General features: G+C 44.9%; 14 protein-coding genes. 6 read left to right on the forward strand and 8 right to left on the reverse strand.

The features are described 5' to 3' along the window. Positions 1–325 precede the first annotated feature (325 nt). From psbQ to petC, 4 genes are all read right to left on the reverse strand, one after another. Positions 326–769 (reverse strand): photosystem II protein PsbQ, encoded by a 444-nt coding sequence (psbQ, locus tag QUA04_RS04920; RefSeq protein WP_333254327.1) that lies wholly within the window; start codon positions 767–769, stop codon positions 326–328. 111 nt (positions 770–880) lie between these two features. Continuing rightward, positions 881–1,732 carry an alpha/beta fold hydrolase gene (locus QUA04_RS04925; protein ID WP_333254330.1) on the reverse strand — a complete coding sequence of 284 codons (852 nt, stop codon included), beginning with the start codon at positions 1,730–1,732 and terminating at the stop codon, positions 881–883. Positions 1,733–1,837: 105 nt separating this feature from the next. Next, the gene (petA, locus tag QUA04_RS04930) at positions 1,838–2,827 is read right to left on the reverse strand and encodes a cytochrome f (RefSeq protein ID WP_333254332.1); all 990 of its coding nucleotides are present in this window, start codon (positions 2,825–2,827) and stop codon (positions 1,838–1,840) included. 165 nt (positions 2,828–2,992) lie between these two features. Further along, on the reverse strand, positions 2,993–3,535 hold the full coding sequence (petC, locus tag QUA04_RS04935; protein ID WP_190740161.1) for a cytochrome b6-f complex iron-sulfur subunit: 543 nt from the start codon (positions 3,533–3,535) through the stop codon (positions 2,993–2,995). Positions 3,536–3,749: 214 nt separating this feature from the next. On the opposite strand from petC, the gene QUA04_RS04940 reads away from it, so the two are divergent. Together QUA04_RS04940 and QUA04_RS04945 are read left to right on the forward strand one after the other, a co-directional pair. Next, on the forward strand, positions 3,750–4,067 hold the full coding sequence (locus QUA04_RS04940) for a DUF3067 family protein (protein WP_190661639.1): 318 nt from the start codon (positions 3,750–3,752) through the stop codon (positions 4,065–4,067). Between the two features lie 411 nt (positions 4,068–4,478). Further along, positions 4,479–4,787, forward strand: coding sequence for a carbon dioxide-concentrating mechanism protein CcmK (locus QUA04_RS04945; RefSeq protein ID WP_006631236.1), 309 nt, complete (start codon positions 4,479–4,481; stop codon positions 4,785–4,787). 117 nt (positions 4,788–4,904) lie between these two features. Here the strand turns inward: QUA04_RS04945 and tatC are convergent, their stop codons facing one another. The 3 genes from tatC to QUA04_RS04960 all read right to left on the reverse strand — a co-directional run bounded on the left by tatC (position 4,905) and on the right by QUA04_RS04960 (position 9,227). After that, positions 4,905–5,750 (reverse strand): twin-arginine translocase subunit TatC, encoded by an 846-nt coding sequence (tatC, locus tag QUA04_RS04950; protein WP_333137689.1) that lies wholly within the window; start codon positions 5,748–5,750, stop codon positions 4,905–4,907. Positions 5,751–5,930: 180 nt separating this feature from the next. Then, positions 5,931–6,875, reverse strand: a complete 945-nt coding sequence (locus QUA04_RS04955; protein WP_333254334.1) for an NAD(P)-dependent alcohol dehydrogenase — start codon at positions 6,873–6,875, stop codon at positions 5,931–5,933. A gap of 177 nt (positions 6,876–7,052) precedes the next feature. Further along, entirely contained in the window at positions 7,053–9,227 is a 2,175-nt protein-coding gene (locus QUA04_RS04960) for an EAL domain-containing protein (RefSeq protein WP_333254337.1), read from the reverse strand. 245 nt (positions 9,228–9,472) lie between these two features. Between QUA04_RS04960 and QUA04_RS04965 the strand changes: the two genes are divergently transcribed. The 4 genes from QUA04_RS04965 to QUA04_RS04980 all read left to right on the forward strand — a co-directional run bounded on the left by QUA04_RS04965 (position 9,473) and on the right by QUA04_RS04980 (position 17,142). Next, complete coding sequence (locus tag QUA04_RS04965) at positions 9,473–13,333, forward strand: PAS domain S-box protein (protein WP_333254339.1); 3,861 nt, start codon at positions 9,473–9,475, stop codon at positions 13,331–13,333. Positions 13,334–13,683: 350 nt separating this feature from the next. Further along, positions 13,684–14,442: an SDR family oxidoreductase gene (locus QUA04_RS04970; RefSeq protein WP_333254342.1), complete on the forward strand. Its 759-nt coding sequence runs from the start codon at positions 13,684–13,686 to the stop codon at positions 14,440–14,442. Between the two features lie 137 nt (positions 14,443–14,579). Continuing rightward, positions 14,580–15,677 (forward strand): DJ-1/PfpI/YhbO family deglycase/protease, encoded by a 1,098-nt coding sequence (locus QUA04_RS04975; protein WP_333254344.1) that lies wholly within the window; start codon positions 14,580–14,582, stop codon positions 15,675–15,677. 760 nt (positions 15,678–16,437) lie between these two features. Continuing rightward, positions 16,438–17,142 carry a rhomboid family intramembrane serine protease gene (locus QUA04_RS04980; protein WP_333254346.1) on the forward strand — a complete coding sequence of 235 codons (705 nt, stop codon included), beginning with the start codon at positions 16,438–16,440 and terminating at the stop codon, positions 17,140–17,142. 256 nt (positions 17,143–17,398) lie between these two features. On the opposite strand, the gene QUA04_RS04985 is transcribed toward QUA04_RS04980, so the two are convergent. Beyond that, positions 17,399–18,975, reverse strand: a 1,577-nt coding sequence (locus tag QUA04_RS04985; RefSeq protein ID WP_445242289.1) for a calcium-binding protein, incomplete at its 5' end; no start/stop codon positions are given.

The following is an 18,975-nucleotide window of genomic DNA, read 5'->3' on the forward strand; positions in this document are numbered from 1 at the left end:
CAATCAACTTGAATATGTTAGCGAATTACTTTTCGGTTTATCTCATCAAGACAAACCAATTAAATCTGGCGCGTGATCGTCAGCAAATAGCCTTGCCCCACTGGTTTACTCTTTTGACAATTAATCCACCCTGCTAAATCCCCCTTAAAAAGGGGGACTTTGAATGCTCTGCCCCCCTTTTTAAGGTGGAGTTTGAATACTCTTGTCCCCCCCTTACTAAGGGGGGTTAGGGGGGATCTAGACTCGACTACAAGCGATATTTATTATGGGTTTCAGTCTTAATTTGACACCCATCAATTGCCAAGCCTACAAACCCCTAAAGCTATTAACCTTTAGGAATTAGCTGCAAGAATGTCTCGAAATCATTGACAGCTTTTTGATAGCTGACCGTGACTTTTGCATAGTCAAGCTCTTTAGCAGCAAGATCAATGTTAACCAACTCGGTAAACAAACTCTTAGTTAAATCAACAGCTTGTTGTTGAGAACTAGGCAACAAACTCGCAGAGACGGTTTTCATGGTGTTCCGCAAGTCGCCTAGAGGCCCGTGAATGTAAGTTCTGGTATCAATCCAATTCCGTTTTTGAATTAGGGTTCCCAGGTTGTCCATGCGCGATCGGAACTCTGTCAGGGTAGGAACATAGCGCTGAATTTGCTGGGTCTGCGCTGCTGTGTAAGTCGTTGGAACTTTTGCTTCGACACTGCTGCAACTAACCAGAAATGCCATCAAAAACGCCATCATCAAGGCAAAAATTGAACGGGGACGAGTCATATCGATTTTAGATTTTAGATTTTAGATTTCTCGTTCTCAGGAAGAGGCTGGGAATGCAGCTCGGTGAGGAGCTGGTTCACTGACCTAGCACCGAGAGTTATGTACAAAATATTATTTTACCTCCTGGCGGCGCAGAAAAGTGATCACAGCATTGCCAACTTTTTCGGACCAATGTTCTTGAGGATAATGCCCCGCTTGTTCCAGTGTGACTAACTCTGCATTTTGCAGGGAACCGACTAGCTTTTGAACTGGTTCAACACTCAGCCAAGGATCGGTCAAACCCCAGACAAATAAAGTTGGTCGAGTCCATCCTTTCAAGCCGGATTCAATTTCTGCCATTGACTGCGGTAATTGAATATTGCGGACAGTATTCATCAGGGAGCGACCCGCATCCGAACTCTTCAAAAACGGGCGGCGGTAAACATCTAAATCTTTGTCTGATATCGTCTGGCGGCTGCCGCCTTCGAGAGTTCGGTCAACCAAAAGCGGGTCTTGCGTCATCATGTCGCCAATAAAAGGCAGCCCCAACTGCTGCATTTTCCAAGGCAACTTGATATCTGGTGAAACTGGTGTATTTACGATGGCTAGACGCTCAATTTTATCGGGATTGCGTAAAGCATATTGAATGCCGGCTGAAGCTAAAAATCCTTGGACAACCAGGTAAAATCGGTCTAATTCTATAGCTTGAATAAAGCCAGCGAGGGCATCAACAAAAGCATCGGGAGTGTAGGCAAAGTCGCGTTTGTCTGGTTTGGTCGATCGCCCGTAGCCCACCCAATCTGGGGCGATCGATCTAAATCCCTGTGCAGCCAAATCCGGCATCATTACAGTCCAGGTAAAACTCTGGGACGGCAAACCGTGCAGCAGCAGTACGGGCAGTTTACCAGTTTCGTTAACCGGATTTGTTTCCCGATAAAACCATTTCAGCGAGCCTACTTCAACTATCTTCTCATCAATTAACATTATTTTACTGGTTATTTATCAAAGAATAAGGCGGGGAATACCCGCCCTACTTACCTAATAGTTGGGTGTGCATAAAACACCTTACCCAACTAATTACAGCCGCGTTTAGAAATTCATTTCAGCAGCTTGAACTTTTTCGACCTGTTTCTTCTTGAGAACCAGCATGATTTGAGCCAGCATGGTTATAGCCACAAAAGCCATCAATCCTTTAACTCGATCGGCACTTTGCAGCACAATCTCCACATCTTTTTGACCGAAGCCGCCCACATTAGGATTGCTCGTCAAAAGTTCGCCTGCTGCAACTGTTTGTCCTTCGGAAACAATCAGTTCGGGGCCGGCAGGAATTGTATCAACAACGGCTGCACCTTCTGCAGGTTGAATTTTCACTTCATAACCGCCAGCTTCTGGTTGAGAAATCTTAGAAATGGTGCCAGCTACAGAAGCATTGTAAACAGTATTATTGCTCTTTTCGCCAGTAGGATAAACCTGACCACGACCGCGGTTCCCACCAACATAAATTTGGTATTTGCCGTAGTGAACGGACTTGTCAGTTTCCGGATTCGGCGACAAAACTGGGAATACCAATTCTTTGTACTGTTCTCCCGGTACTGGGCCCACTAAAACAATATTTTCTTGGGTTTCGCTGTAAGGTTGGAAGTAAAGATCGCCGACTTTTTCCTTCATTTCTTCAGGAATTCTGTCAGCGGGAGCAATTTTGAAACCCTCGGGCAACATCACTACAGCGCCTACATTCAAGCCGCTTTTGCTGCCGTCGCCGCCAACTTGTTGAACGTTAGTATCGTAGGGAACTTTGACAATAGCTTCAAAGACCGTATCTGGCAAAACAGATTGCGGTACTTCAACTTCAGTCGGTTTTGCACCGAGGTGACAGTTAGCGCAAACAATGCGGCCTGTTGCTTCGCGGGGAGTAGCGGGTGCTGTTTGCTGAGCCCAGAAAGGGTAAGCAAATGCTGCTTGGGGAAGTGCGATGTCGCTGGTGAGGAAAAATCCTGCGGCTACGATCGCAATTAAGGCAGTTTTCGCGATCGTCCTGGCACTGCGGCGAAATATCGCAGATAAGTTAGTTTGTGGCATTAGAGTATTCAATCTCAAAGGTCAGACAATTTTGGATTTTGGATTTTGGATTTTGGATTTTGGATTTTGGATTTTGGATTATTAGACTGCTTTAGGGATGCACTTATCTGTGGTTTTCACCATTCACCCCCAATCTAAAATCTCAAATCTAAAATCCAAAATAGTTTAAGACCACCAAGGTGCTTCGCCGGTGCGGAAATCAGTTTCTTTCCAAGTTGTAAAAGCGATCTTGTCATCTGCGACAGTGGCGTGGGCCAGGGCCAGAGACAAAGGCGCGGGGCCGCGCACCACTTTGCCCTCATTGTTGTATTGAGAACCGTGGCAAGGACAGATAAACTTGTTTTCGCTAACATTCCAAGGCACGACGCAACCCAAGTGAGTGCAGACTGCATTGATGCCGTAGTCGGCGATAGATAAGTCTTCTTTCACCACAACATAGGTGGGGTCGCCTTTGAGGCCTTGGGCTAAGGTGCGATCGCCCGCAGGGTGCGAAGTCAAATATTCGCTAACGATGATGTCGTTACCCAAGGCATCTTTAGCTGTCACTCCGCCGCCAACTGCCCCACTCGACGGAGGAACAAAATATTGGACAACGGGATAGAGTGCGCCCAGTGCCACACCTGTGACTGTACCGAACGTCAGCAAATTCATAAATTGGCGACGCCCCATATCGGGAACATCGGGATTTCCAGCAGAAGATTGAGCCATGACCTGCCTTTACGGTTTTAAGTTACGTTTGTTTGTTAGCTGTTAGCGAACTTGTACGTGCAGAGGAAGGAGGATAATTGCCGTTAATCTGCTCGCACAAATTTTAGGCCGCGAAAATTCCTTTTAAGAATGCGCCTTCCAGCCTTTATTAGAGTATTATTACATTTTTTGAACTTTGTCTTTTATTGTTTAATGGATTAACTCAGGAGCAACCATGACGGGCAAGGATTTACACCAGCTACTGCTAGAAAAATGGGGAAAGTCTTACGATATCAGATTGCGGCGAACGCGGGGCAAGATTTTTGTGCAAGTTATGTGGAAATATCTAGAACAGGCATCTTTTCCCATGACGGAGGCTGATTATTTCGAGCATTTGGATGCGGTGGCCAATTACCTCAACGGCTGGGGGAGCACAGAACAGGTTAGAGAATATATCGTAACTACTCGCGATCGCCCGCGCTTGGGTAAAGCTGTCAGCGTTCCCCTAGATTTGGGTGAAAGAGCCTCGGAGTGGTTGCTAGACGAGTTTTGATTCACTCAGTCGATTTTAGATTTTAGATTTTAGATTTTAGATTGACTCCACAGCCGGGATCTGGGGGAGTTCCCTAAAGTTTTGTGTCGCGCCGCGGCTGGATTAGTTGAGCCCAAAGTCCCGAAAATCGATGGGCGAGCTTGTCATACGACTTGCCGCTGGTGAGAAACTAAGCTGTGGCGCATCTAATTTGCACAGGAGTTTTGATTCAAAGTCTTGTGTGGCGGGCTTTGCTGCGCGCGCCCTGCTGTGGGATTTAAATGCTGCAACAGCTTGTGGGGCTTTTTAGGGGCTTTTTAAATTTTGGGCGATCGTCCTTCATTCTTACCAAAATCATCGGAACCAATTTCTGTCAACAATTTCACATACAATGAAGGTCAGATATCTTGTGAAATTTAGGAGAATGTTGTAATGGGTGTTGCACTGGGAATGGTTGAAGTCTTAGGATTTCCCGCTGCAGTAGAAGTTGCGGACTCAATGGTGAAAGCAGCCCGTGTTACTTTAGTTCGCTATGAGAAAATAACCCGCGCCTACTGGACAATTATAGTGCGAGGAGATGTTTCTGAAGTGCAAGCAGCCGTTGCTGCTGGAATTGAATCAGTTAAAAAGGTCGATGGCGGAAAGTTGCTATCGTATCACATAATTGCTCGTCCCCACGAGAATCTGGATTACGTTTTGCCGATCGGCTACACTCCAGAAGTCGAACAGTTCCGAATGTAGTCAAAGTTTTGACAAAACTTTGGTGTTGAATTTTAAGTTTTAGTAAATATAGAGGCGCGGGCGATCGCGTCTCTATATTTTTTTTGCTGCCAGTCGATCGATCGTTCTGTGGAGTTTTTAGCGCCCTAAAAGCTTTACCAAACCAACCCCTCCAAAATACAAGCTCAGCACCGCACCTCCTAAAAGACTTTGCGTTAAAGGGTCAGTAGAAGGCGTTAACACCGCTCCCAAAACTGCCGCTCCCAACACTACATACCGCCAGCCGGAGAGCATTTGGTTGGAAGAAACTATGCCCAAAACGCCGAGCAATACTTGGACGATCGGGATTTGAAAAGCTAAGCCAGTGCTGAACATTAACAGCAGCACAAATTTAAAGTATTTATCGATCGACCACAACTGCTCCACAACATCCGCTCCATAGGTAACAAAGAAGTTGAGCGCCGCCGGAATCAGAGCGATGTAAGCAAATACTAACCCGCCCAAAAATAGGAAACTCGAACCGAAAAACACAGGCCCGAGCAACCGGCGTTCTTTGCGAGTCAAGCCGGGGAGAACAAACAGCGCTATCTGGTAAAAAATAAACGGAGTGGCGATGAGCAAACCGCTGTATCCCGCTACTTCGATAGAAACAAAGAAATACTCGCCGGGAGCTAGTTGCAGAAACTTGACGGGCCCAGCCGGTACTTCTAGCAGTTGCACAATGGGTTTAACTGTTAAAAAGCAACCGATTACAGCGATTACTACTGCAATTAGCGAGTAGAAAAGTCGCAGACGCAATTCTTCTAAATGCTCGAACAAAGACATCTCAACTTCGTCGGGAAGTTCGTCGAGAAATTCGTTTTCTAAGTTGCGAGAACCCATCGCACCGCCGGCGATTGGTGCAATGCTGTTTTCCGGGCTAATTGCTTCGAGGTTGTTGTCGGAACCTTGTTCGGATGTCTCCAAGTTTGAGGGAGCAGTCATAGGAAATGGGTAATTGGTAAGAGGGAAAGGGTAATTGAAAATTGGTAATTGAAAATTGGTAATTGAGAATTGGTAATTGAGAATAGTTATTTCATAATTGCTCCGACTTCATTCTTCATTCTTCATTCTGACTTCAGCAGCAGAATGAATGATCGATCATTAATCCGTGTAGTGCCTTCATTATTCAATCACGATCGCAATTTTGCCGACCGCGCGGCCCGTTTCGCTGTAAGCGTGGGCTGCTGCTACTTCTTGTAAGCTGTAAGTGCGATCGACAATCGGCTCAACTTTATCGGATTCTATTAACTCCCGCAAAGCCCCTAAATCGCTGGTGTTGGCATTGGCTAGAATGAATTTAGCTTTTTTACCCGATAAAAACCAGCTCGTTAACATCGGTGCGAGGTTCTCGAAACTTGGCAAAGTCGAGATATAAACTCCTTCTGGTTGCAGCACTTTTTCGCATTCAGCAAATGTTCTTGTCCCCACAGCATCTAAAATTATATCATATTTATGGGTTTGTTGAGTAAAGTCAATTTCTTCGTAATCCAGGACAAAATCGGCTCCCAAACTCTTGACCAATTCTCTATTTTTAGCACTGCAAACTCCCGTTATTTCTGCATTCATTGCTTTCGCAACTTGCACGGAAAAAGTGCCGACTCCGCCGGAAGCGCCGTTAATCAATACTTTGTTTCCTGGTTGAATTTGACCCAAATCCCTGAGCGATTGCAAAGCAGTTAAACCTGCGATCGGTACTGCTGATGCTTCTGCATGAGTGATGTTTTTAGGTTTAATTGCCGCATCCGATTCTGCCACGACCGCGTATTCGGCGCAAGCACCCCCACTGATGGGATTTAAGAAAGTATAAACTTCATCTCCGGGTTGAAATCGGGTGACTTCCCGGCCGACTTCCACGACAACTCCAGAGATGTCAGAACCGACTATTCGAGGAAAGTTAAATCCTGTTAATAGTTGCAGGTGTCCTTGCCGGATTTTCCAGTCAACGGGATTGACGCTGCTAGCGCGAACTCGCACTAACAATTCGTTGGATTTGGCGATCGGCTTTTCCAACTCTCGGTATTGCAATTCCTCGGCTGAACCGTAGCGATCGAACGCAACTGCTTTCATGGCAAATTTTCCGGTTTATTTCCAATAGAACACTCAATCCTTTACAATTACAGCACATTCGATCTTAATGTGACACAGTAAATTGAGCCAGCCTTGTAGCAGCGGGCGATCGACTCTTGGAAGCCTCCAGACAATGGGCAGGCGTGAGGCAATGGGTTCGCTGGCCCAGTGCGATGGCTACCGATTAAAATTAATAGGAACAGGGCGGGCGATCCCATAACCCTGAGCATAATCTACTCCAATCTCCCGCAATTTTTCTAAGATAGTCTCGTCTTCGACAAACTCAGCTATAGTTTGCAGATTCATCGCATGGGCAATACGATTAAAGCCTTCAACGAGCGCTTGAGAAATCAAATTATGACTAATATTCTTGACAAAAGCACCATCAATCTTTAAATAATCAACTGGTAAATTCATCAGATAGGCAAACGAACTCAATCCACTGCCAAAATCATCTAAAGCAAAGCGACAGCCAATTTTTTTGAGTTCACTTATGAAATATCTGGCTTGCTCAAAATTTGCGATTGCTGCGGTTTCCGTGATTTCAAAACCAATGCTTTGGGGTGGGACTTGGTAGCGAGAAAATTGTTTGATTAAAAACCTCAGAAACTGATTGTTACTAATGCTAGCCCCAGAAAGATTTATCGTATACAAGCCTGTACTCTGAACATCTCTCTCCGGCAAATTGTGATAATTAGAGAAAAAAGTTGCGATTACCCAACAATCGATCTCAGTTATCAACCCGTACCGCTCGGCGGCTGGAATAAACTCATTTGGAGATACTAATTGTCCATTTTCGTCGACCATTCTGAGCAAAATCTCATAATGCTCTACTAATGGTTTAGAAGTAATAGAGACAATCTTTTGGTAGTAGAGACAAAAACTATTGGTTTCCAGCGCTCGGCTGATTTTGGAAACCAACTGCCTCTCACCACGTTGTTTAATTAGTTCGCCATCATCTAGACGATAAATATGAACACAGTTTCGCCCTCGGGCTTTGGCGGCATAACAAGCTGCATCAGCCGCTCCCAGAAGCTCCCTCAAATCTTGGCTTGTTTGGTCAATAGCAACAACTCCAATGCTGACTCCGACAATAAAGGTTTTGCCATTCCAAATAAACCGAAACTGATGCACTAGGTCTTTGAGGTTTTCCGCAATCTGAGTTGCTTGAGAGAGCGAACATTGAGTGAGTAAAATACCAAATTCATCACCTCCCAAGCGAGCTACCATATCATTGGCACGGACTCCCTCTTGAATAAGTGCGGTGATTTGGCGCAGTAGCTCATCGCCAGCAATATGACCTGCGGTATCGTTAACGACTTTGAACTGATCTAAATCTAAATAACAGAGAGCGTGCTGCTGATTGCTATCTTCAACAGAGGCGATCGCCTCCACTAGGTGCTGCTCAAATCTTCGACGGTTGATTAACCCCGTTAGGGCATCGTGACTGGCTTCCCAAGAGAGTTGACGGGTGAGATAGCGCGATTCAGTAACATCATGAAAGACGATGACTGCCCCGATAATTTGACCTTGGCGGTCTCGAATCGGTGCTGCCGAGTCAGCAATGGGATACTCAGTTCCATCATGGCCAATCAGAATAGTATTGTTAGCTAAGCCCACAATTCGCTCCTCTAATAGAGCCTTGTTTATAGGATTCTCTACTGGCTCTCGTGTTACTTGATCAACAATTAAGAAGACTGTAGAGAAAGGAACTCCTTGAACCTCATGAGTTTTCCAGCCTGTCAGTCGCTCAGCTATAGGATTGAAATATCTCACCCTACCTTGGGCATCAGTAGTAATGACCGCATCGCCAATGGATTGCAGTGTCACTTGAGCCAATTCCTTTTCGGCAAAGAGAGACTCTTCGAGACGTTGCCGTTCTTCAATTTCTCTCAAGAGACGTAAATTTTGCTTTTGGAGTTTTTGTTGCAGCCTTCGGATCGTTAGGTGGGTTTCGACACGAGCTAATACTTCTTCGACTTGAAATGGCTTAGCAATATAATCTACCCCTCCAGCAGCAAGCCCTTGCACCTTATTAAATGTTTCATTTAGCGCACTTAAAAAAATTATTGGAATGTCGGCAGTGCGCTCGTCAGATTTTAATTGTCGGCAAACTTCATAACCATCAATATCAGGCAATTTAATGTCTAGTAAGATTAACTCCGTCGATGGCGATTGGGCGGCTCTGATCGCCATTGTCCCTGTTATAGCACTGCGAACTTTATAACCCTCTTCCCTCAAAGTATCTCTGAGCAGACGCAGGTTATCAGGTAGATCGTCAACAATTAAAATATTGCCTCGGTAGTTTGTAGCTCGATCGCTAACCCTATCGCTAGTTCTATCGACAATCATACAGATTTCCCTAGTTTCCTGCTAGAGGAATATAAACATATGCACAAACAGTATAGTTGAATTACTGGGTTAAAAAGGTCACTTTATCCACAAAGAAGTCCTGCGATCCCCGAGATACGGGGCTGCCAAGGGGGCGCAGCCCCACAAAATCTGAATAGTTCGGTTAGGGGCAGTCCCCCTGTGGTTGCCCTTCTTCGCTTCGCCTAACATCAGAAGAAGATTGTTTCAACCCAAGCAGCCGATTTATGAACAAGCGCATTTCTCAAATGGCAAGTCTACTCGTCATTGCGAGCGGATGTCTCGTGCTGCTGGGTTGGCAATTTGACATCTCCCTACTCAAAAGTGGTTTTCCCGGTATGACTTCGACAATGAAAGCAAACACGGCAATTTGCTTTTTGCTGGCTGGAGTGTCTTTGAGATTGTTGCAGTACCAAAGAACCCAACTGCCCAATCGCATCGCTCAAGGGATGGCAGGATTCATAATCATCATCGGTTTGCTGACGCTGATCCAGTATATTTTTGGTTGGAAGCTGGGTATTGATGAGTGGCTTTTCCGAGATTTCGTGTCTTCAGCGACTCCTTATCCGGGAAGAATGGGAGTAAATACCGCCCTAAATTTTGTGCTGATGGGACTAGCACTGTTACTGTTAGGCCAAAATTCCCAACGAATTACTTGGTTGGCTCAGATGTTTAGTAGTGTTGCAGCTTTAATTTCTCTACTAGCTTTATTTGGACACCTATTCAATGTCGATATTCTTGAACGGTTGGCCACAATTACCACGACTCCATCCCTAAACGCGATCGCCACCTTTTTCATCCTCTATGGAGGAATTTTATGCCTCCGCCCCACAGAAGGATTAATGGAAGTAGTAACCAGTCCCCTGGTCGGCGGAGTAATGGTTCGATGGTTGCTGCCTTGGGGAACAATCTTTCCAGTGACAGTGAACTGGTTGACTCTTCAGGGACAAAATTTAGGCTGGTATAACGTTAATTTTGGGTATACATTGCGTTCAACTATTATGGTGGTCACGTTCTCAATTCTCATCTTGGGGACGGCTCGCTCTTTAAACCAGATAGATTACCAGCGCCAAAAAGCGGAAAAAGAAATTAAAAAACTTAACGAAACTTTAGAAAATCTTGTGGGTGAACGAACAGATGCTTTACAAAAATCGCAGGCTCGTTTTGCGGGAATTCTAGAAATCGCCAATGATGCAATTATTTCAGTCGATCGCACTCAACGCATTACCCTGTTTAATCAAGGGGCAGAAAAGATGTTTGGCTATAAAATTGAGGATATTTTAGGGAAGCCACTGAATATACTGCTGCCAGAACAGTTTAGAGATGCACATCCGCAGCATGTCAAACAATTTGCACAGTCTTCTACCAGAGCGCGAAGGATGGGAGAACGAGGCGAGATTTTGGGTCGTCGTCAAGATGGAACGCAGTTTTCGGCTGAAGCCTCTATTTCTAAGCTGGAAATGAGAGACGAAACGGTATTTACTGTTATTATGCGCGATATTAGCGATCGCAAACAAATTGAGATGGCTTTACGAAACAGTGAAGAGCAGTTTCGCCATGCGTTTGAAGATGCCTCTATCGGGATGGCGATCGTTTCACTTGATGGGCACTGGATTAAAGTCAATCCTGCCTTATGTCAGATTCTTGGCTACTCCTCAGAAGAGTTGTTAGCGTTAACTTTCCAAGACATTACCCATCCTGATGATTTAGACCTGGATCTTAGTTATGCAAATCAACTATTAGCAGGAACAATTTCAACTTACCAACTGGAAAAACGGTATTTCCATAAACAAGGACATATTATTTGGATTATTCTTAATGGCTCGCTAGTACAAGATGAACAGGGAACTCCACTGCATTTTATTTCTCAAATACAAGAAATTACGGCTCGAAAAGAAGCTCAAAAAACGCTAGAACTTCAAAGCGTTATCATGAATAACATGGCAGGAGGAGTGTGTTTGATTAAAGCCTCAGACCTCATAATCGTCTACACTAATCCTACCTTTGACGCTATGTTTGGCTACACAGAGGGCGAACTCGCCGGTCAATCCGTTGGTGTCTTGAATTATGTCGATACAAAGGTTACACCAGATGTAACCGTTCTAGATATCGTCACTCAAATTGAACAGACCGGGGAAGCAAAATATGAAGTCCACAATATAAAGAAAGATGGAACTGTCTTTTGGTGCAGAGTTCATTCATCCAGGTTTGAGCATCCTGAATACGGAACTGTATATGTTGCGGTTCAGGAGGACGCAACAGAGCTAAAACTGGCTGAGCAAGCCTTGCAAGCTACCACAAATCGCCTCAACTTTCTTCTAAACTACAGCCCCGTTGTCATTTTTAGCAGTAAACCGACTGGCGATTATGGCGCAACGTTCATCAGCGAAAATATCAAAGATGTATTGGGCTACGAAAGCAGCGAGTTTTTAGAAGATTCTAAATTTTGGGTGAATCACTTACACCCAGATGATGTAGAACCAGTGCTTAAGGGCTTAGCAAATGTATACGTTAATGATTTTTATTTACACGAATACCGTTTTCGTCGCTCCGATGGGGTTTATCGCTGGATGCTCGGTCAGCTTAGGCTAATTCGAGATAATTCAGGTACACCAGTAGAAATTTTGGGATATTTAATTGACATTAGCGATCGCAAACAAGCTGAGTTGGAATTTCAGTACGCAAATGAAGCAAACCAAGCCAAGACTGTCTTCCTCGCCAATATGAGCCACGAACTCCGCACCCCCCTCAACTCAATTTTGGGATTCACGCAATTGATGAGCTATGAGAAAAATCTGACTCCTTCTCTCCAAGAACGTTTACAGATTGTCAATCGTAGCGGTAGACATTTATTAGACTTGATTAACGATATTTTAGATTTATCCAAAATTGAAAGCGGACGGATGACACTCAATCTTTCTGACTTTGATTTGACAAATTTGTTGGCTTCTCTTGAAGAAATGTTCCAAGTTAAAGTCCAATCTAAAGAATTGCAACTAATTTTTGACCTAGCTCCCGACCTTCCTAAATTTGTGCATAGCGACGAGAAAAAACTCTATCAAGTCTTCGTCAATCTGCTCGGTAATGCCATTAAGTTTACCAATCAAGGAAGCGTCACCCTACGGGTAAGAGCAGCAAAAACAGACAAAACATCCTGTCACCTATGTTTTGAAGTTGAGGATACAGGCGTGGGAATTGCGCCCCCAGAAATTGATAAATTATTTAAGGTATTTGTGCAAGCCGAAGCTGGGAAGAATTTGAGTCAAGGCAGTGGGCTTGGTTTAGCCATCAGTCAAAAACTCGTCAAACTCATGGGCGGTCTAATTCGCGTTAAAAGCACTTTGAACCGAGGTAGCACTTTTTCCTTTGAGATTCCTGTACAGTTACCTCAAGCAGAATCCTTACCCCCAGAATCAATTAATCAAAAAGTAATTAGTTTAGCTCCCGGACAACCGACTTACCGCATTCTTATTGTTGAAGATTTAGAAGACAATCGTCGCTTGTTAGCCGAGATCCTGACCTCGGTTGGTTTTGAGGTGAGAGAAGCAAAACAGGGAGTGGAGGCACTCTCCTTGTGGGAGAGTTGGCGTCCACACCTGATTCTGATGGATCTACGAATGCCGATCGTGGATGGCTACACTGCTATTAAATATATTAGAGAACGCCCTCAGAGCCAAGAAACTGTCATTATTGCTTTAACTGCCAGTGTTTTTGAAGAAGAGCGAGAGAAAGTTCTTATGGCGGGCTGTAACGATTTTATAACCAAGCCATTTCAGCAGAGAGACATCTTTGACAAACTAGCTAAATATTTGGGAGTAAAATATATCTACGAAGTCGTAGAACAAACTCCACAAAAACAATTAGTTGAAACGCTATCTGTAGAAGATATATCCAGAATGTCCCCTCAGTGGTTAGAACAAATGTATCACGCCGCTTACTATCTCGATACCGAAGTTATGAACGAATTAATCGTACAAATTCCCGAATCCAAAGCAAGTTTATCCAAAGCACTAACCGATTATATCAATAATTTTAATTCTGACCGAATTATGGAGTTAATTCGACCTCTGCTGCCGAACCCACTGTAGTTATCCACTTTAAGGACAAAGAAGCTATAGTGCTGTAAGCAGTGGCTATATGTCCAATAGAAATCAACCGGGGAAAGGATTGGGAAGTTTTTGGAGAGGTCTATTGCAGATATCGCTCAGCAGGAGGCAATGGCATACACCTTAGATGGAATGTGCTGTATCATAAGTACATGGACAGAAATATTTACCCCGATATAATTTTGTAAAGCTCACAGGAAGAGAATTTCAGATTCTATTTTGTGTAATTAATTCTGTCCAACTACTTATAGCAATTCTATTTCGTGTGTGAAGGGGATTTATTTTTTTTATTAACCGCAGAGGGCGCACAGAAAGAGAAAAGAGAGACAGAAATGATTGATTTAACCGGAAAGGTAATTTTAGTAACGGGTGGCTCCAAAGGGATTGGTGCAATGACGGTGCGGACTCTAGTTAATGCTGGGGCCGAGGTGATTTTGCATTACTTTCAGAGTCAGAAAGAAGCTGAAGCGGTAGCAGCAAGTGTTGCGCGCGATCGCTGTTATTTATTGGCAGCCGATTTGATGGTGGAAAACGCGGCCTCGACTTTGTGGCGAGATGCTTTAAAATGGCGAGGTCATATTGATATTTTAGTTAATAATGCGGGGATTATGCAGTCAGCGGGTATAGAGGACGAGTTCGATATTTGGTCTTCAGCTTGGCAGCAAACTCTACAAGTAAATTTAGTTGCCGTTGCCGATTTGTGCCGGGAATCTATTCTGCATTTTAAAACTCGCAGGGTCGGTACAATTATTAATATAGCAAGTCGCGCTGCTTTTCGCGGCGATGACCCGAATTATCTGCATTACGCTGCGTCAAAAGGTGCTATTGTTGCTTTAACTCGCAGTATTGCTAGAGGGTTTGCCGCTGATAATATTTTGGCATTTACAGTTGCACCGGGATTTGTCAGTACAGAAATGTCTCATCAGTTTATTCAGGAGTTCGGTGAAGCTGATATTATTCGCGATATCCCGATCGGCAAAATCGCTCCTCCTCAAGATGTGGCTAATGTTATCGCGTTTTTAGCGTCGGGTTTGGCTACGCACGCTACCGGGACTACGATCGACATTAATGGGGCCTCTTACGTGCATTGAGACAATTACTGTAAAATACCTCTCAAGGCTCACGCTGATATCTTTTAAAACTCACTAATTTATCACTTTAGCAAGACGCTAAAAATATCATAAATGACTTAATGTTAGATGAAAAGACCATCTGAGGAAAGTTGATTATGACAACAGATAACGGCACCAACACCAAACGAGTTGCCATACTCATCGAAAATGGAGTAGAAGATTCGGAATTTCTAGTTCCTTACAACGCCTTAAAACAAGCAAACTTTGATGTAGTTGTCCTCGGTTCGCGGACAAACGAAAAGTATGCAGGGAAACAAGGAAAAGTTGCCCAGCAAGCTGACGGAACTACCACAGAAGCAGTGCCCGCAGAATTCGATGCAGTGATAATTCCCGGCGGTATGGCTCCCGATACGATGCGGACTAATCCCAACACAGTACGTTTTGTACGAGAAGCATTTGAGCAAGGAAAACTCGTCGCTGCTGTTTGCCACGGCCCGCAAGTTTTGATTGAAGCCGACTTGCTGAAAGGCAAAAATGCGACTGGTTTCTTGGCAATTAAAACAGACATGATTAATGCCGGAGCTAACTACATCAACGAAGCTTTAGTAGTTGATGGTAACTTGATTACTTCCCGCCAACCGGGAGATTTAGCAATATTTACCACTGCAATTATGGCTCGCCTCGGTTACGGAGGCAAAGAAGTCGGTTTGCCAGAAGAAACTGACAAAAATGCAGAATGGTGGAAATTAGCTAATGGTTGGGGAGGTTCTACACAAGGCGACATAGTTAAAGGTTTGAATACCGCCCTCGCAGGAGAACGCTATGCTTGCGAAGCATTTGAAAATTATGCGGAAAAAACCCAAGACAGCAATTTGCGATCGCTCTTGAGAGAAATGATTCAAAATAAACAGAATCACATCCTCGCTCTCGAAAAGCGCCTCAACGATTTTGGTGAAAAACCCTCAATTCCTGCCCAAATTGCTGACAAATACGCTAAATTAAAAGCTTCGATGCAAGGAACCGATGAAACGTTTTTGCTGCGGAGCACTCTCGGTGATTTGCAAACCGGTGTTGTCGATATCAACAACCTGCGGGTGAAGTTCACAGATCCCGTATCAACTGCCATTTTGACAGAGATAGAATCGGATTTGTCTAAGTGTGAACAAGTGGTGGCTAAACTCTTCCGCGCCCGTGCAGTTTCCCAGGAAATTAAGTCTCCTAAACCTTCAACTAGCCCCGCTGTAAAAATGTAATCAGCAAGGGGATAAATAAGTTTGTAGTTTTGTTGAGAGGTGAAAACCCGTACCAATATCGCAACTACCAACTTGCTCTGCAATCCTACAATATAAGCCTTTGCGGTAAAATAAAACCCAACACTAAAAAGCAGATATTCAACTAACTGCAAGGTGGAGGGTTTTATTAAATAGGTTTTATTTTTTTTTCAGCGGGACACGGGGGGTTTGAAGGAAGCTGGCGGCAACCGGGGGCGGTACAAGCCCCTGGATTCATCGGTGCAGAAATAAAAAATATAGTATCCGATAACCAGCCTCCGGATACATCCCTCAAGTCGTTTTCTTCAATTATTTCAATCTAAAATCTAAAACCGAAAATCTAAAACCGAAAATCGATTAAGCAGCCCCCGGATACATCCGTAAATTTGCTTTCTTCAATTCTTCAATCGTTCAAATCTAAAATCTAAAATCTAAAATCTAAAATCTATTAACCAGCCCCCGGATACACCCGTGAGGTCGCTTTCTTCAATTCTTCAATCGTTCAAATCTAAAATCTAAAATCTAAAATCTAAAATCGATTAACCAGCCCCCGGATACATCCGTGAGGTCGCTTTCTTCAATTCTTCAATTCTTCAATCCTTCAATTCTTTAAATCTAAAATCTAAAATCTAAAATCTAAAATCTAAAATCGATTGGCTTGTTCCCTCTTCCTTTAGACAGGAGACACCTGGGCTATAAATGCGCTACTGTGTTGCCAATATTTTGATGAGGAAAAAAGGCCGTGGTTCCCTTACGCGATGAAAATCCCATTACTATCACTCCCTACGTCACCTACGGGCTGGTTGCCGCAAACATATTAGTATTTTTGTACGAACTCAGTTTGGGCGATCGACAATTAACGCAATTCTTCTATTCTTGGGCAGTAATTCCTTGTCAGTTAAGCAATATGTGTCGGGTTGCTCTGCCAGTTTCGCCATTTCCCGAATGGACGACACTAATTAGCTCCCAATTCCTGCACGCAGGCTTTCTCCACATTGCCGGAAATATGTTATTTCTGTGGATTTTTGGCAACAATGTAGAAGACCGTTTAGGACACGTCAAATTTATAATATTTTACCTTACTTGCGGCGTTTTAGCATCACTAACTCAGTGGTATTTTTCCTCAGCATCGGCCATTCCCTCCCTAGGTGCTAGCGGCGCGATCGCAGGCGTCATGGGAGCTTACATTCTCAGATATCCCCAAGCCAAAGTTCTGACACTGCTGCCCTTGGGAATCTTTATTACCACCGTCAGAGTCCCCGCTTTCTTCTTTCTAGGATTTTGGTTTGCACAGCAAGCATTGAATGGCTTGGCTTCCTTGAATGCCCCGGCAAGTGTCGGTATGGAATCCGGGGGAGTTGCCTACTGGGCCCACGCTGGCGGCTTTGTTTTCGGTGCTATTCTCGGCCCTTTGTTGGGATTGTTTTCTGAAGATAATCAAATTTAATTTTTTACGGCAGATAAACGCAAATTAACGCAGATAAAGTGCCAACAAAATCGGCGTTTATCGGCGTTTATCTGCTGTTTCAAACCTCTAAATTTTTTCAAAGTTTGGTGCTGTGCTTGGCTCTTTATTGCGATTGTTTTCTGAAGATAATTAAATTTAATTTCTCACCGCAAATTAACGGAAATTAACGCAGATAAACTGCCAAGGAAATCGGCGTTTATCTGCGTTAATCTGCGGTTTCAAACCTCTTATCTTCCTAGATGAAAGTAAAGTCAAATTCCGAAAGAGCAGAAACCCCAGTTACACCATTTAACTTCGCCAAAATGCGAGAATCGCTGCCGGTGAGGTTATTGCCATTGCCGTCATAAATGATGTAAGTATTACCGCCGGAATCGTAGGTAAACAAGAAAGCACTTCCTCCCAGAATGTTTGCAGAAACAGTTGTCTGCACATTCAGCAGAACTTGGCTGTTACCGCTGAGATTCGCAAATCCGGGGGCAAAATTAAACTGATCGGCGATCGGCACACCGAGACCGCTAAAATCAGTAATCACATCGTATCCGCCCGCCGCGATCGCAGCATCGATCGCCACCGAAGAAGCCGCATCAAAAGCCGGGCCACCTTGTGCAGGGCTGGTATAGCGGAATTGATTGCTGCCGCCGCCTCCTGTCATGGTATCTGCGCCCAGGCCCCCTACGAGCACGTCGTTATCCAAACCGCCGTTAATCGTATCGTTGCCGCCTTGACCATCAATAGTATCGCTGCCCGCCAAACCGTCCAAATTGTCCGGCAAAGAACCCCCAACCAAATTGTTAGGCCCGCTATCAGCCGGCAAAATTTGGACGGTGACAGTACCTACGCCCGGAGTTGTCCCCAATCCGTCGCTGACGCTGTAGGTGAAAGCAGTTGTACCCGCTACGTTGCCGGGGATGAATTGCACTTGAGAGACAAGATTTACAGCTATCCCCAGTTGCGGTGTGCTGACATTGATAATGTTGAGCGGCCCTTGTTGCGGGCTGGAATCGTTCGCCAGCACGTCTATGAAAGTGGGCTCCGAATTATTCGTACTCGTAAATACGATGCCGTCATTGACAGCAATCGGCGACAGGGTAGTTGGAACAGTTACCGAGGTATCGAAAGAATTGATGTTAATCGCCACTGACCCTGCTGCCGTGCCGCCTTGGTCGTCAGCTACGCTGTAGCTGAAAGAACCGGCTTGCCCGATCGCATTTGTTCCAGGTTGGAATTTCAGCCCGAGTAAATCCTGAACCGTTAACTTTTGGTTCACGGTGAGGGGGCTCGTACCCGTAATTACCTGACCAAAAGTAGGATTGGGAAGTCCGACTACCGCGATCGACAGTGGATCGCCCTCCGGGTCGCTAGGCGCCGAAATGCTCAGAGACAGAGGCAAATTCTGCAAACCAGTCAGCGTCTTGCCAGCTTCCACGATCGGCGGCTGGTTAGGGGTCGGAGATGTAAAACTCGGCGGAGTCGGCCCCCCGCCCAAAGGCGGAGGAGTTGGGGTCGCCGCAGTTGGAGTGGGGACTATGGAAGGGATCGGACTCGGAGTTGTTGCGCCCGCAGTCGGACTCGGACTCGTACCCGGAACCTGTGTCGGCAATGTCCCCGTTGTTGGTGTTGGACTCGCAGTTGTCCCCGTTGTGGGACTCGTGGTTGTCCCCGTTGTGGGACTCGTGGTTGTCCCCGCTGGTGTGGGAGTTGTGGTCGCTGGTGTGGGAGTTGTGGTCGCTGGTGTGGGAGTTGTGGTTGCTGGTGTGGGAGTTGTGGTTGCTGGTGTGGGAGTTGTGGTTGCTGGTGTGGGAGTTGTGGTTG

Source organism: Microcoleus sp. S13_C5, from assembly GCF_036700845.1.
In the GTDB taxonomy this organism is placed as follows: Bacteria; Cyanobacteriota; Cyanobacteriia; order Cyanobacteriales; family Microcoleaceae; genus Microcoleus.